This window comes from Psychrobacter sp. FME13, assembly GCF_014861395.1.
In the GTDB taxonomy this organism is placed as follows: domain Bacteria; phylum Pseudomonadota; class Gammaproteobacteria; order Pseudomonadales; family Moraxellaceae; genus Psychrobacter.
Genome location: NZ_RRYV01000003.1, coordinates 24,046 through 37,907 on the forward strand (window position 1 = coordinate 24,046; position 13,862 = coordinate 37,907).

10 protein-coding genes are annotated in these 13,862 nt (G+C 42.7%); all 10 read right to left on the reverse strand.

Annotated features, from left to right (window positions below; all coding sequences use genetic code 11):
• Positions 1 to 238: 238 nt before the first annotated feature.
• The 10 genes from EI164_RS01010 to EI164_RS01055 all read right to left on the reverse strand — a co-directional run bounded on the left by EI164_RS01010 (position 239) and on the right by EI164_RS01055 (position 13,675).
• Positions 239 to 715, reverse strand: a complete 477-nt coding sequence (locus EI164_RS01010; protein WP_192518142.1) for a type IV pilin protein — start codon at positions 713 to 715, stop codon at positions 239 to 241.
• Positions 709 to 1,227: a type IV pilin protein gene (locus EI164_RS01015; RefSeq protein ID WP_318779503.1), complete on the reverse strand. Its 519-nt coding sequence runs from the start codon at positions 1,225 to 1,227 to the stop codon at positions 709 to 711. The genes EI164_RS01010 and EI164_RS01015 overlap by 7 nt, the downstream gene beginning before the upstream one ends.
• Complete coding sequence (locus EI164_RS01020; RefSeq protein WP_192518143.1) at positions 1,228 to 5,226, reverse strand: hypothetical protein; 3,999 nt, start codon at positions 5,224 to 5,226, stop codon at positions 1,228 to 1,230.
• 22 nt (positions 5,227 to 5,248) lie between these two features.
• Positions 5,249 to 6,058 (reverse strand): PilX N-terminal domain-containing pilus assembly protein, encoded by an 810-nt coding sequence (locus tag EI164_RS01025; RefSeq protein WP_192518144.1) that lies wholly within the window; start codon positions 6,056 to 6,058, stop codon positions 5,249 to 5,251.
• Positions 6,055 to 7,068 (reverse strand): PilW family protein, encoded by a 1,014-nt coding sequence (locus EI164_RS01030; protein WP_225739057.1) that lies wholly within the window; start codon positions 7,066 to 7,068, stop codon positions 6,055 to 6,057. The genes EI164_RS01025 and EI164_RS01030 overlap by 4 nt, the downstream gene beginning before the upstream one ends.
• Entirely contained in the window at positions 7,068 to 7,640 is a 573-nt protein-coding gene (gene pilV / locus EI164_RS01035) for a type IV pilus modification protein PilV (RefSeq protein ID WP_225739053.1), read from the reverse strand. Before pilV ends, EI164_RS01030 begins: the two co-directional genes overlap by 1 nt.
• The gene (locus tag EI164_RS01040; protein WP_192518174.1) at positions 7,640 to 8,101 is read right to left on the reverse strand and encodes a prepilin-type N-terminal cleavage/methylation domain-containing protein; all 462 of its coding nucleotides are present in this window, start codon (positions 8,099 to 8,101) and stop codon (positions 7,640 to 7,642) included. The genes pilV and EI164_RS01040 overlap by 1 nt, the downstream gene beginning before the upstream one ends.
• A gap of 523 nt (positions 8,102 to 8,624) precedes the next feature.
• Complete coding sequence (locus tag EI164_RS01045; protein ID WP_192518146.1) at positions 8,625 to 9,434, reverse strand: ComF family protein; 810 nt, start codon at positions 9,432 to 9,434, stop codon at positions 8,625 to 8,627.
• A 27-nt stretch (positions 9,435 to 9,461) separates the two neighbouring features.
• Positions 9,462 to 10,961 (reverse strand): phospholipase A, encoded by a 1,500-nt coding sequence (locus EI164_RS01050; RefSeq protein ID WP_192518147.1) that lies wholly within the window; start codon positions 10,959 to 10,961, stop codon positions 9,462 to 9,464.
• A gap of 557 nt (positions 10,962 to 11,518) precedes the next feature.
• Positions 11,519 to 13,675 (reverse strand): protein-disulfide reductase DsbD domain-containing protein, encoded by a 2,157-nt coding sequence (locus EI164_RS01055; RefSeq protein WP_192518148.1) that lies wholly within the window; start codon positions 13,673 to 13,675, stop codon positions 11,519 to 11,521.
• Positions 13,676 to 13,862 lie beyond the last annotated feature (187 nt).

A 13,862-nucleotide genomic window follows, 5' to 3' on the forward strand; every position in this document is an offset into this window, starting at 1 on the left:
TCTTTCGTGCTCTATTAGATGCATATAGCGTGCCAATATCATTAGTCACAGTAGGTATATGTGCTAAGTGCCCAATACTTATCGCTATTTATCGATATTTTCGTGCAGATACTTACCATACTGTTATCTACTGACACTAATTGTTACGCTAAGCATACCTAAAAGTGTCAGTTTATGTCAATGGTGACTACTCTGGCTCACGATAACTGACAATAATTGTCAGTTGCCAGACTAATTTTTAGTCATTCCACTCATCACCAAACCCACATACCTGATCCGTATCCGTATCCGTATCACTGCCTCGGCATTTTTCCCCCTCAAAATTGAGAGTAAGCACACCATCATCTTCCATTTGAGTACCTGATATAGGATTAGCAGTGAGGATCCAGTCCCTGTCATCAAACGGCGTCCTGTCAACGGCAGTAATCTCAACAGTATAAAGCGCTGTCCCATTATTAGGAAAGGTAGTACCTGCACCACTCACCGTATTGCTAAATATCTCACTGAGCGGGATACGATCATAGCGTCTATATGTGATTTTATTGGCTTCTATTCTTGATGCTATCTGCTGCATTTCCGTCATCATATCGACGCGCTTGGTCTTTATGACATAAGACTGATAACTAGGATAAGCAATCGCTGCGAGTACACCGATGATGGCGACGACGATCATCAGCTCTATCAGAGTAAAGCCTTGTCGGCTGCGTTTTACCATGGTTCACTCCCCTCTCCGCAGTTCTGCTCTGATCCAGCCGCCACCATGATGTCACTGGCTTTGGATGCACACTGTACCCCTTGACTGGTATAGGCCAGCATAGGATTGTCTGCGACCAGACTACCCGTGCGCGGCGTCGCTACCATGACCCAACTATTTGCAGGAGATGCGGTAGATAGCGACACTGCGGTAGGTGTGCTACCTGAGCTCACATGCATGATTCTTATCGCATACTGATGATTGGCGGCAGTACTACCACTAGGTGTATAGACTGTATCAGCAGTAGCCGACCAGCCTCTATTGGGTACAAAGCCGCCGTAAGTCAGAGTCTTGGCTCGCCACCGCTCCAGCTCTACGCCTAGTGCTAGCATACGCGACTCGGCTTCGCTTTGAGCGTTTTTTCGTACATACTGCCGATAAGACGGTACCGCAATAGCAGCCAGGATACCTATTATCACGACTACTACCATTAGCTCAATAATAGTAAACCCAGACTCTGAAGGTCGATTCACTTACCTCTCCTTCCATTGCATTGGATCTATACGTGAGTCGGTAACCACTTGACAACTGGTACCTTGACAGTTTAGCCCTTCTGTCAATGGGTTGACTTCAAGATTGACTTTACCATCGCTACAATCACCACCCTCACAGTAGTTTTCTAGCACCACCACACTATTTTGTGTATCTCCATCGAAGTTACCATCTGCGATGATATTGTCTACGATACCGATACCAGCATTAGAGACATAACGAGTCTTGCGCACTGCCCAGTCTCCCGTCAGCGCACCATCTGAGTCCACATCCTTGCTCAAGCAAACACCATAAGGCAAGCATAACTGCTCTCGCTGAGTACGGCCAGTCACGCCAGCAGAACAAACACCTGACGTATCGCCTACATTGGGGTTATAGACCGTCGTAAATAACAGCCCTGCAATAGCATCAGGCTGATTGAACATCTTAAGACCTCTATTGTTAGTCGTTACTGCCTGAGTACCAGAAGTCGTTTTTTCTGACCACATCGTCAGTGGTAGATACCAGCCTAATTTCGTATAGCTGTCCATTTGTGTCTTAATAGTCTGGGTATTGGTAAACTCGCCAGAGTTATTGCTGGTCAGTGGTACTAAATCGGCAGGGGTAATCGCTGATGGCTGGGCGAGAGTGGTCGTAACCCCATCGCACTCATCATCTGGTGTGTCTTGTACATCGTAGCAAAACAGATCTGGGCGCGCGATATCACGATCGACAAAGGTATAGATGCGATCTGCTACGTTTCGCTGAGCGCGTACAGGAGAGCTTCTATCGCCTGTACCTACCGTCACAAGACCAACGATGTCGGTACCTTCACCCAATCGAGTAAACGTCACTAACGGTTTTTCATAAATTCTTGGTAGGGCATCAGTGCCGCTCGATGCAGCATTGCTGCCACTAGCAGACAAATCAAGTAACTTTGTCACTCGCTCTACTGCAAAGTCATCTGCATCTTCAGCGCTATTAATATCGACACGCCATACCCTTCCTCCTAAATCTGCAAAAACCAGCTGATCAGTCAAGCCATCATAGTTACGATCTAATACTCGGATTTCGGTCACGACACTGTGGTTCATATCTGTCACTTTGGTGAAGTTGGCATTGCCAGCGCCGTTGTTAGAGCTGCTTGTCCACCATAGCAAGTCGCCGTTGCCAGACGTCGTATCAAAGCTACTTTCGTTACTGGCATCAGGATTCGTCTCTGATGTGCTATCGACTTTTTCTTCACCAACTTGCACCATATAGATGCCATTGCCTTGAGCGGCAGTCTTACCATTACATCCTGCGACTGTGTTCGTTGTAATACCTGAGCCTAGTTGGAACTTTGGATCTTCATAGCAACGATCATAGCCGCCTGCCAAAAAGTTCACCATAACGCGTTTACCATCTCTCATCACGTAGCCGACACTGGGCTGTGCAAAGCTCAACCCCATTCTTGCATAAGCTTTTTGCTGGCTCGTATTGGTGGTGGCATTAGCGACGGCGTCATTTTTTATGCCCTTAGCATTGGCACTTCCATCCATTGCATAAGTAGAGCCGACTGAATATATCAACTCAGGGTCGCTAAGATCAGACAGGTTCAAACCATAGTACATAGAACCGCCCATACGCAAGCCGCCAAAGGCAAGCGTCTGCAATGCAGTAACTTTTGTATCTGAATACTTATAATTGTTGAATACCGACCATGGGCCATCCACACCAAATATCGGATTTTGCGCCACCGTATCAGGGTCAACAAAGCTTGCGCCTTGTTGCTCTAGCACGTGCTTCGGTATAAAAGTGAATACTTCTTCACCCGCTTTATCTGAACCAGAGCTTGTATCTCTCACGACATGTAAGGCACCGTCAAGAGAGCCATACAGTACATAGTCTTCACGTTTAGTATTGTCTATAGAGCCATCTGCTTTTAACGCTGCTTTTTTGGAAATAAGTTGGGGTAACGAATGCAGCACCCCTCCCAACTGTTTTTTATTCCGATCAAATGGCACGCCAATCGCTGTATTATCATTGATCGTCAATGAGTTGGCTACGGGGAAGCCTAAGAAGTTCAGCAATTGCTGCTTTTGCGTATCAGTATAGCCAGCTAGTGCATCAAAACCTACGGGCTTTGCAGCCGCGGTTGTCGCATCTGTACGGATATTTTTGAGAGTACCACCTTGATTGACAAAGAGTTTGCGGCTGTTATTGTTTTCAAAGATATGCTGATAAGTACCACCTACCTGAGGCCTAGCCAAATCGGGGCTCCTAGCATCTAGGCGACTGGTATCTATAATAGTGTTGTACAAGTCTGAGGTATTTAAGGCAAACTCACCATCTTTACCTGTAAAGATTGGCTTATTGCTCTTATCGACCAACGTACCGTTTTTTACATTGTACTTTTTAAGGTTGCCGCGCCACAGCTTGTTTGGAGATAACGGGTCTGGGTCCAGGATTGGTAGATAAGCAAACTTGCGTGAGGTGGATACATTAAGATCATCTAGCGGCACGGCCATACTACCCGTAGAGATCGGTGGTATCTCAGTTGTCAACTTACCTGTCAAGGACTTAACACTATTGACGATATCCTCTGCGCTCTCTGCATAATAAAAACCACCTTGACCGTTGATCCCTAGATTACATAAGTTTCTAGCATCGGGACTCGATCCTGCATTACAGTCCACGTTGGTCGTCGCATTCTGAATGCTATTATAAACCGACCCAAAGCCTACAGTCGCTGTTTTGATTGCAATACCACTTGGATTATCCGTATTCAATAGCTTATCGGCAAAAACGGACATGCACGACCAGCCAGAGTTATCACCTCTATAATCATTACTGCAAGTAACGGATAACGAACCTGTAGTTGACCCTCTAGGTGTCAGCGCATTATCCATCACCGTTGTGGCAATGGTTGCACTCGATTGGTTAGGTACACCATCTGTCAAGAAATAGATCCCGTTACCGGCACAAGTCTTATCACTTGGTGGTAGAGGCGATACATAGTATTTCTCGTCATCAGTCTTGGTATCCTCTGATGAATATGGAAAGCCGCTATATGCGTAGTTTGTAACAGTCGTATCTATCAATGGATAAGGAACGATATTATTGCTCGTAATCAGCGGATCATTTGCAGCAATTATTTGTCTATAAAAATCGGTATATACATAATATGCCCACCGGCCCCAGCCCTCAATATCTCTTTGAGTTGCATAAACTTCATGACCGTCTCTATCTAAAGTATTAGTATTTAATTTCGATACATTTTGCCAATTCGTACACTTTATAAAGTTATTATCTGGGCTAAGCGAGCTTTTATCTATACTCTCCCAAGCCGTACATTTCTGGTCTCCATCCGAGGTGTTGTCGAATCCTGTATTTCTATAGTTTTTAAATGTATCTTTGTATAAAGAGAATGGGGTATCGACAATACTGTTTGTTGTCGTACCCATCATATAGGCACCTGCCTCGGCATAGGCTTGAGCAGCAGGTGTACCACCATTCGCAGAAAGTGTCGCAATAAAATTATCAATATCTGCCTTATGTGCTGCATTGAGCTTTTTAGCAGGTATATCAATATGACCGTTATTTTTATCTCCACTACCAGAACGGGGGTAGGTGCCAATACCAAGTTTGACAATATCTTTAAGATCAGGATCTTTGACTAGATCAGATACACCCATTTTTAGGTTATCAATACGACGATAATATTTATTATCTCCTACTTTGCAATAATATGTCGTATAGCCATAATCATCTTCTGTGTAATAATAGTAGTAGGGTCTGTACTGACAGCCACTAGGTGCGTCTATCTTATCCATACTACCGGAGACATCTAGCATTAAGGTAATAACGGGTAGCGCCTCTTGTGGGCCTTTATATATCTCAAGGTCACCATGGTTTTCGAGACTAGCATGAGTCACACTTCCAGCCAGACCTGCGAGCACAGCAGCGGTCAAAGACTTAAGCTGCCATAAAGAGACTCGATTCGTTATGTTTTTTTTCAAAATAATTACCTCAATATAGAAATCAGCTTAAGCAGCGTACGCTAATAGGTTTTGACTTATAGGCTTGCATTTGTGTATTAAATGGCACATTTAGGCTTTCTAGGCAAGCGTCAATACTGCATTCTACTTTTGTTTTTGAAGTATCTGCTTCACAGGTTTCTTTTAGCGCATCTGTATTGACATTTTTTAGACAGGCATTTATCTTTGCCGTACTTTCATCAGAAAAGGCTGGAACCAGTGAAGTTGCGTATACTTCAAAGTTAGAACACTCAAAAGGCGTCTGACCAGTTTGAGAAATCTGATCGTCTGTAAAAGTTTTATCGCCTTCCAAGCTATAAGGGAGCGCCTCTGTGACATCGCTCTTTGCAAACGTCATTTGTGTCACTGTTCGGCTTTCACCAACATAGTCTGCTGAATCTCCCACATCACAAAAACCATCATTTTTGCCAGAGATATAACCTGTGCCATCAGAAGTCTTCTCTGTCAGCTTAGTTTGATTAAAAAACCTACTGGTTTTGGGCCTGACACAAAATACAACCTCACGGCCTACATATTGTTTGCCAGGTCGGGTGACATAGCCTCGTACATTGTCCACACTATTACCCTGACCCAATGATCTGTCTTCTTTTTCAAGCTTGTTAAACGCCGCGTCAGTCGACTGAAAGGTTAATTTTCCAACCTGTGATGCCGTTGCGAGCCTTAGGTCCGTACTACCTCTTTGAATGGCTATAGTGCCAAGCAGAGTGATTAAGATAAGCACTAATAAGACCACAATCAGTACTGCGCCTGACTCTGAACCTCTGATCATGTTTTTTTTAGAAGTAGATATCATGGCTTACCTCTTGCGTTACGAATCAACGTCGTCGTTTCATATACATTTCTTAAGTACTGACGGTCATTAGCAGCCGCAGTATTGAGTTGCTGGTCGCGTCTATCTAAGACATTGAAGCGTAGGCTACTATTGGCTTGCTGAGTGGCTGTCGCGGTATCAGAATGGACAAGCAGCCCGACTTGCACACTTACAATACGTTGTCCTGCCAATGACGTCGGATCATTAGGTATCGGCTGGTAGATCAGTGCTAAATTTGTAGGATCTGTAGCAAAATCATTCTGAGCAGTTGTACCTAGCAGTACTCTAAAGTAATCTACATTAGGAATAACGATCATGCCATTTCCAGTTAAACCTGCTATATCTGCTGATACATCTATCCCTGTAGTATTAGCGAGGGTTTCATCATAAGTGTATATCAGTGATGCACAAGCCAAGCCATTTTTATTTGGAGTTATACTGGTGTCTGTACGAACAAAATAACGCTCTATGACATAATCGCCTTTATCAATCTCTTCACCATCACAGCTAAACATGTCATCCTGATAAGCTTGGTATTGAATAGTAAGCTGATCACTATTATCAATGCCGTCCAGATTACTCTCACTATCTGTATATTCATTGGTCGAAAGTATACTCGTCGGCAAAGGATCAGAGCCATTTTTTAATCCATTGAGGTTAGATTTAGACCACGGGCTCGTACCAGTACCTGTCGGCCTAGTCAGCACTATTCCACCTTGAGGCGTTAAATGATTGAGATAAAAACCACTGACTGTATTTGAATTTGCGCCGTAATTTGCTCGCCGTAAGTGTTTACTAAAATCATCAATACCAAATACCGCGTTGTCTTGAATCTGAGAGCCTGCTTGCTGGCGGTTATTATTGACGCTGCTGGTATAAAATATCTGTAATGCTGCTGCAGAGACTACAAGCCCTAAGATCAAAGCCACCATCAACTCTACTAATGTAAAGCCACTTTGATTTATGCTTACAGGATAGCCTGTTTTTTTCATCAAGTTATCTCCATAAACATGCATGTGGCTTTTGGATGATAAATACCACCTTTGGTGATTGAATCATCATCATTAGTCACTTGAGAGGTCAGACAGTAGTTTTTGTCAGCGTTTGTTCCAATTGTAGGACGGGTCTCCCCCCATGCACTTATAAGACACCATGAATACATAATATTATTAGCATTTTGTCCACCTGTACTGGGACAAGGATGTAGATTAACTGTAAAACCATGATTGCTCATGTCTTGTGTAAAGATATAAGACTCTGCTGTTGCTAACTGGGCGGGTGTACAAGTAGTCGTAGCACTACCGTATAAACCGCAACTGACAGTTGGTACTGTAGTTGAAGGTGAGTTGATCGCCGTCTGATAAGAAGTGATAGCTGTTGGGTTAAGTCTGATTTTTTCACCCATATTTCGCATCATGACAAGAGACTGTGTTCGCTCCAAGGATTCATCAGTTGCTTTGATTGCTTGACCTTGCATAGCGGCAAACCCTAATACAGCAATTGCCAGTATTAGTAGTGATACCATTACCTCTATCAATCCAAAGCCTTGCTGTTTATTTTTCATTAGCAATTTGTCCCTGCACATTCAAAAGCTCTCTTTGTGTTTACTCGCACTCTCTGAGTAGTAGCTGCTGCTCGAGTATCTCCTATGTCAATTGCTAGGTTTATAGCTCCACCCGCTATCGTCCTGATATTGCCTTCTTTATTTGTCTCAAAAGTAGTCACTGTGGTAGGCGTAAATGTCAGTGTACTATTACTATTTAAATCATAACTAGCAACTGTCGCGCCTTGACTCACTAAGGTAATCTGATGATCGGTGTCATCGTAACTCCACACAATATTACTACGCTTAATAGCACTTTCTGTTTTCGCTCTTGATATGGAGGTTTGGATAATAGTAGATGTTGACTTTATTTGGTTTTGCGCCAACTGCGTACTAATGCTAGGCGCGGCGATACTGACAATAATAGCGAGCACAGCAATCGTTACCATCAGCTCAATCAGGGTAAATCCTGAGCTATTCATTCGTAGTTTGGGCAATAGATTGTTCGTAGATGCGGTCACATCAAATCCCTATTTATAACGGTAATTGTCTATCTGATAACGATATTGAGCTAGAGAAAGTTAACCAATAACCCATATTTTTATATCGTTTTTTCTGCACTTCTTTACATCTGTGAACGTATAATTATGCAGTAAACCCTGCAATTTTTATTCCATAATTATTAACTGCTGCCCGATAAAGAAATAAACACAGCTACGTCAATAGTACAAGCTATCTAAGACTCGTCATTTTGTTGGTTGGTTTCATTCAATGTTAAACACATAATTTCTGAACAACTAACAAATTCATATATACAATTTTAACAATATAGCGTTAAGGAAACATATTAGCATATTTCAAGTTGCGAAAAGCAGCTATTCGCATCTATTTTTATCTTAAAAATAGTGATATCTATCACCAAATCAGAAAAGCTATGCAGCTAAGTTAGGATATTGAGCAAAATTTAGCCCTTGAAATGACTACTAACTGGATTAAAAATAAATCCTAGGATTGATTGCCATGTGCCACAGCATAAGCAGAAAGATGGTACCTATCATGCAGTGGACTATTCAGAGTAGTGTCTGTGAATGCTCTTGATAGAGTACGCCCTAATGCTTGCAAACTAGCACCTGTGGTCGCAACATCATCAAATAGCAGTAAGCGTCTGACGAGTGGGGTTTTGGTTAATGCAAAGGCATTGTCTAAGTTACTCAAACGCTCTGCGCGTGTAAGCCCTTGTTGACTGACGGTATCATCAATACGCTGAACTCCGTGCCATAAGGGTATCCGCCAATGCTTGGACAGTTGCGCTGATAAAATACCGACAGGATCGAAGCCGCGCTTGATCAGGCGCTGATTGGTCGTTGGCATGGCGACAATCACGCTATTGTCATGATGACAGCCATGTGGCCGTGGCAACTGGCGTATTGCATGCAGTAGCAAGGGTAACTTGGTCATATCTTCATGATGTTTAAAGGCCCTGATAGCTTCACGCATTGGATAGTCATAATAAGTAGCGGCTTGGATAGTTAGTGAACTACCAACAGCAATATCAACATCAAAAGGCTCCGGCAACCATGCGACACTATGATGGCAGTACGCACATAGCAATCCTTTATTTAAATGGTGATGAAACTGATGATATAGCCTACTAGAGAGGGAGTGGTCGCTTGATGAGCCAGTGGTATTTAATGATGGTTTGCCTGATGATAGCTGAGACTGTGGTGTGCTGCGATAAATACGACATAACTGGCAGTGTATATCAACATACTCTGCCAGCCATAAGCCAGTTTGATAAGGTGCTAATCGCCGCATAAGTGACCGTTGATACTCATACTGCTATCAGAATCCTTTCCAATCATTAAGTATGATTCCAATACCAATAGCGGTAGCCTCATCATTGTAATCGATAAGAGATTCACCATAGCCGTGGAACAACTGTACATAACCATTGACGTTTTTGCTTAGTGGATAGACATAGTCAATTTGTGCAGCGCCTTTATTACTATCTGGGTTATAACGCAATGTACCGCTGATACTCTGTTGTTTTGGCATATCATACAAGAACTTGAGATCACCATAGCCCATATAGTCTTCGATGTCAGGGTTGTCATCTTGACCGCTATCATCATCTACTCGAGCCCATAAGCGGGGTATAATCGAAAAATTGCCCCATTCAGCACCAGCCATTAAGTAAATACGATTCCATGAGCGTGACAACGGATCATCCTGTCCATTTGACTGATGCACTGCGCCTGCACCTAACATGCGTAAACGTCCACCAAATGGTAAGTTAGCAGCCACAGGTTGCGTCAAGAATATTTCAGGCTGATAATCCGTCGCACGGAATGGTCTTGAGTTGTCTTCGTTATAGACCTGCCAATGTGATTCTTGCGTATAACCAAACCATAAATCAGCATTACTATCGAACAAATCTTCAGCTACTTTGGTTTTTAAAGATAGCTGAAATTTCAACTCGGTTTCACGTCTATCATTAGGGGTGAAAACTTCTGTATCTTGTGATGGTGTGCTTGGACTCAAGTTAGGATCAACGGTATAAAACACGGGCAAAAGGTAGTTGGGATTATGTGGTCTAATGGTCCATGTACCACGCTCACTATTTTGATCTAAATCGTAAGCAAGACTAAGTGGCGAGTATTTTTCAATATCTGTTTGAGTGACTCCGACATTTTCTAAAATCTGTGCCTCACTTTGAGCTTCGCCGTTTGCCTCTAGGCTGCTGCTTACATCTACGCTACTGTTTGCATCTAACTTACTTGACGCATATCGCTGGTTACTCACTAGAACTGTCTCGGCATCTTCAACCGTTGTCCCACTCATAGCGCTCTCAGACTCGGCCAACACTACTTGTGGATTACCTGAGATCGTGCTTTTAAAGGTTTTTGCTAGATCTAGCGGCTGTTTAGTTGTTGTGTAACTTGGCGTCTTACCTTGCTCAGCAACTTTGTCAAAACAAGCCAAACGTGCAGCACTATTCTGTACTTGGCTACACTCAAAAAACAACTTCGCCTGCGCAGCAATAAACTCTTTACTGACTACTTTGCTAGTCTGATCCGCTTTATCAACATCTACCGACTGCCCGCCAACATCTTGTGGTATCTCATAATCTTGATATTCTACCGATTCCAATGCGGTCTCTGGTACTGATGGTAACTCACTGTAAGCCTGCTCTTCATTAGCAGCCTGTACTTGTGCCGTAAAGCAGGTCAATGCTATGCCAACAGCCATGGTTAAATGATGTTTTTTTGTTTGAAGGAAGATATTTTTTCTCGCTTTAATAAAAGACTTAGACGGTCGCTGTGCAATAATATGGGAAAACATAAACATCCTTTAGCTCACTGATAGTTCATAGCGTCAGCAAGTATATAAAGTAATAAACTTGATCATTAGCATCATTGCTAAAATAAGATAAGAACCAAACTAAAACCAATGACATTCGAACATAAAAGTCAGCAATTACCATTGGTAATGTTTTTTTAGCATTGTTGCTTTATTGTAATGAAAATATAAGCACTATACTAGCGTTATCGCTGCACAATACAAATATCACTGTAAATAAACCATTTTAAACCAAAAGCTTAATACTAAAATAATAGATATATCTTGAGATAATAAAAAAGCCAACGTACTGTCACCATAGTACGTTGGCTTTGTCAGATTTTTAAGCCTAGGGTGTGTCCTCATTTTAAAAATGGTGATAAAAATAAGATAAATCGCCGTCAAATGAGGAAAATAGTGCAGGTAACATCAAGATATAGACCAACTATTTGACGATGTTTGGCAAAATTTAGCTATTTTTAGCCCATTTAGAGGACACTCGTTTGAATTGAGGACATGCCCTAGATAATAGATTTACTCGCATTATCAAAAATTAAGTATCAGTTGTTCAGCATCGTCAATGTCTGCTCAAACTCTGAACGACCGATTTCACCCACTTGTTGATTGGTCAATTGACCATCCTGATAATAAAGCAATGCCGGTGGGCCAAATAATTTATAACGCGCTAAGATAGCTTTCGAGTCAGCAGTCGTCTCAGTGATATCAAGTTTGACCAACTGCCAATCTTGCATTTGTGTTGGACGATTATGAAACAAATTTTTATCCATAATACGGCACTCTATGCACCACTCAGCAGTGACATCGACAATAATTTTTGGGTTGGCCGCGATAATAGCATCTAACTCAGCCAAGGTAGTGACCGTCTGATCAGTTGCATCATTAGCCGTTGTCTGACCAGAGGTCGCCTGCATCATCGGCGCTGCACTCAATGAGGCGAGCGGATGTAAACTGTCATCGTTGCCTAATGCTGCACCGACAACCAAACAAGCCGCCCAAATACCCGCGAGCAAGCCGAACGCTTGCGTCAGCATTCGACCTTTACCTAACCAGCCCCACGCCCATGTAGCAACAACCATAAACCATAATGCCCAAACCATTAGCATTATTGGTGATATAAAGACACGCTCAATTAATAATAGCGCCACAGCAAAGAGCAATAAAGCAAAACCTTGCTTGACCCAATTCATCCAATCGCCAGCTTTTGGCATTATTTTGCCTTGAGTCGCACCGATTAGAATAAGCGGCGCTGACAAACCAAAACCAAGCATAAATAAAGCAGCAAAGCCAAGCAATGGACTGCCAATCGTAGACACCGCAAGCAACGCACCAAATAGTGGCGCAGAGACACACGGTGACACAACCAACGCAGATAAGAAGCCAGCGATTAAACTACCGCTTGTACTACCAAGTTTACTATCGCCCGCTTGACTCAAGCCTTGCATCTTACTACTAAGGGCTCGTGGTAAGTGAATACTAAATAACCCAAGCATATAAAGCGCCAGTAAAACAAAAATAATCGCAAAGCTAATCAGAATAATGGGGTTTTGTAACCAACCAATAATACCTAATGATTCGCCAAACACAGCAATAACAGCACCCAAAATACCATAAGCAGTCGCTACACCAATGGCATAACTGGTGGTTAAAATCACCCCACGTTTCACTGTTGGGTTCTGTTCACGAGCCACGATGTTAGCAACGATAGGTAGCATCGGTAATACACAAGGCGTCAACGCTAAACCAAGTCCTGCTAAAAACAATAAAACTAACGCTATCCAAGGATGAGAGCCTAAACCAAAAGGATCGCTATCGATCACGCTATCAGCAGCAATACTACTGTTTGGCGCGGTGCTCCCTACTGCTTCTCCATCTGTATCCGCACCAGAGATAGTATTGGTGGTAAGTAAGTCTTCTGAATCATCCTCACCTAACAACGCATAATCAACAATCTCATCATCTGCTTGCCCTGCTTCAAAAACATCTGTACCCGTCGCTTGCTGATTTTCATCAGTCATAGCATTGTTATTTGTCTCAGAACCATCAGTTGAAGAGTTTTGGACTGTAGCAGAGTCACTAGTACTACTTACTGCTGATTGCTGTGATGTCGCTGCGATATTGATCGTAGTATTAATTTTTTCAGGCGGATAGCAGAGTCCTGCTTTTGCACAGCCCTGCCAACCAATGACCACCGCAGCATTATCTATACTATTGCCGTTGTTACTCGTCAACGTGGTCGTCGCAACCATATTTATCTGATCAAATACTGGCACTTGACCAAAGGTTGGATCATCAATTAATACAGGCGTCTGACTAAAAGTAAAAGGTGCCGCTGTCACGCCAGTCGGCAACGTCAGCTTGATTTGGTTTTGATAAACATAATGCCCAGGCGTGATATCAAAATTAATGGCTAAGCGTGTACCATTATCAGTAGCGTTAGTATCCGTAATAACCTGAAAGGCCTCATCTACTGGCAAAAACTTTGACGGATCGCTACTTTTTTTATTACCAAACAAGTCACCCAATCCAGCCGCTTGCGTGGTCATAGATACAGTTGTCAACCCCGTCGCTACTAGACTAGTAGGTAGAAATCCTGTGAACAATGAGCTGCTAGCAATTGTCAATGCCAGTAGATAAGATTTTTTAGTAGGACGATTTAGCGTTAGTGATGAGGGTTTTTCTGTTGCCTTAATCGACATGGGTGGCTACCTATTTATTACCAATATTCTATTTATGACTAGGGTCTGATGAACCTTCAAATATTAGGGCTACTGATTGCTAAAACTACACCAAACTAGGTGCAAGCCAATGATAATCTCGAGACTTTGACTTTAGCTAGGCTTGCCATAACGTTTGGAGTGATGTTAGCACCAGCTTTTTAGAACA

Excerpts from the sequence above, each read along its gene's own strand:
- EI164_RS01010 (WP_192518142.1), bottom strand. The coding sequence starts at position 715 with ATGGTAAAACGCAGCCGACAAGGCTTTACTCTGATAGAGCTGATGATC.
- EI164_RS01025 (WP_192518144.1), bottom strand. The coding sequence starts at position 6,058 with ATGATATCTACTTCTAAAAAAAACATGATCAGAGGTTCAGAGTCAGGC.
- EI164_RS01030 (WP_225739057.1), bottom strand. The coding sequence starts at position 7,068 with ATGAAAAAAACAGGCTATCCTGTAAGCATAAATCAAAGTGGCTTTACA.
- pilV (WP_225739053.1), bottom strand. The coding sequence starts at position 7,640 with ATGAAAAATAAACAGCAAGGCTTTGGATTGATAGAGGTAATGGTATCA.
- EI164_RS01040 (WP_192518174.1), bottom strand. The coding sequence starts at position 8,101 with ATGAATAGCTCAGGATTTACCCTGATTGAGCTGATGGTAACGATTGCT.
- EI164_RS01045 (WP_192518146.1), bottom strand. The coding sequence starts at position 9,434 with ATGCGGCGATTAGCACCTTATCAAACTGGCTTATGGCTGGCAGAGTAT.
- EI164_RS01050 (WP_192518147.1), bottom strand. The coding sequence starts at position 10,961 with ATGTTTTCCCATATTATTGCACAGCGACCGTCTAAGTCTTTTATTAAA.
- EI164_RS01055 (WP_192518148.1), bottom strand. The coding sequence starts at position 13,675 with ATGTCGATTAAGGCAACAGAAAAACCCTCATCACTAACGCTAAATCGT.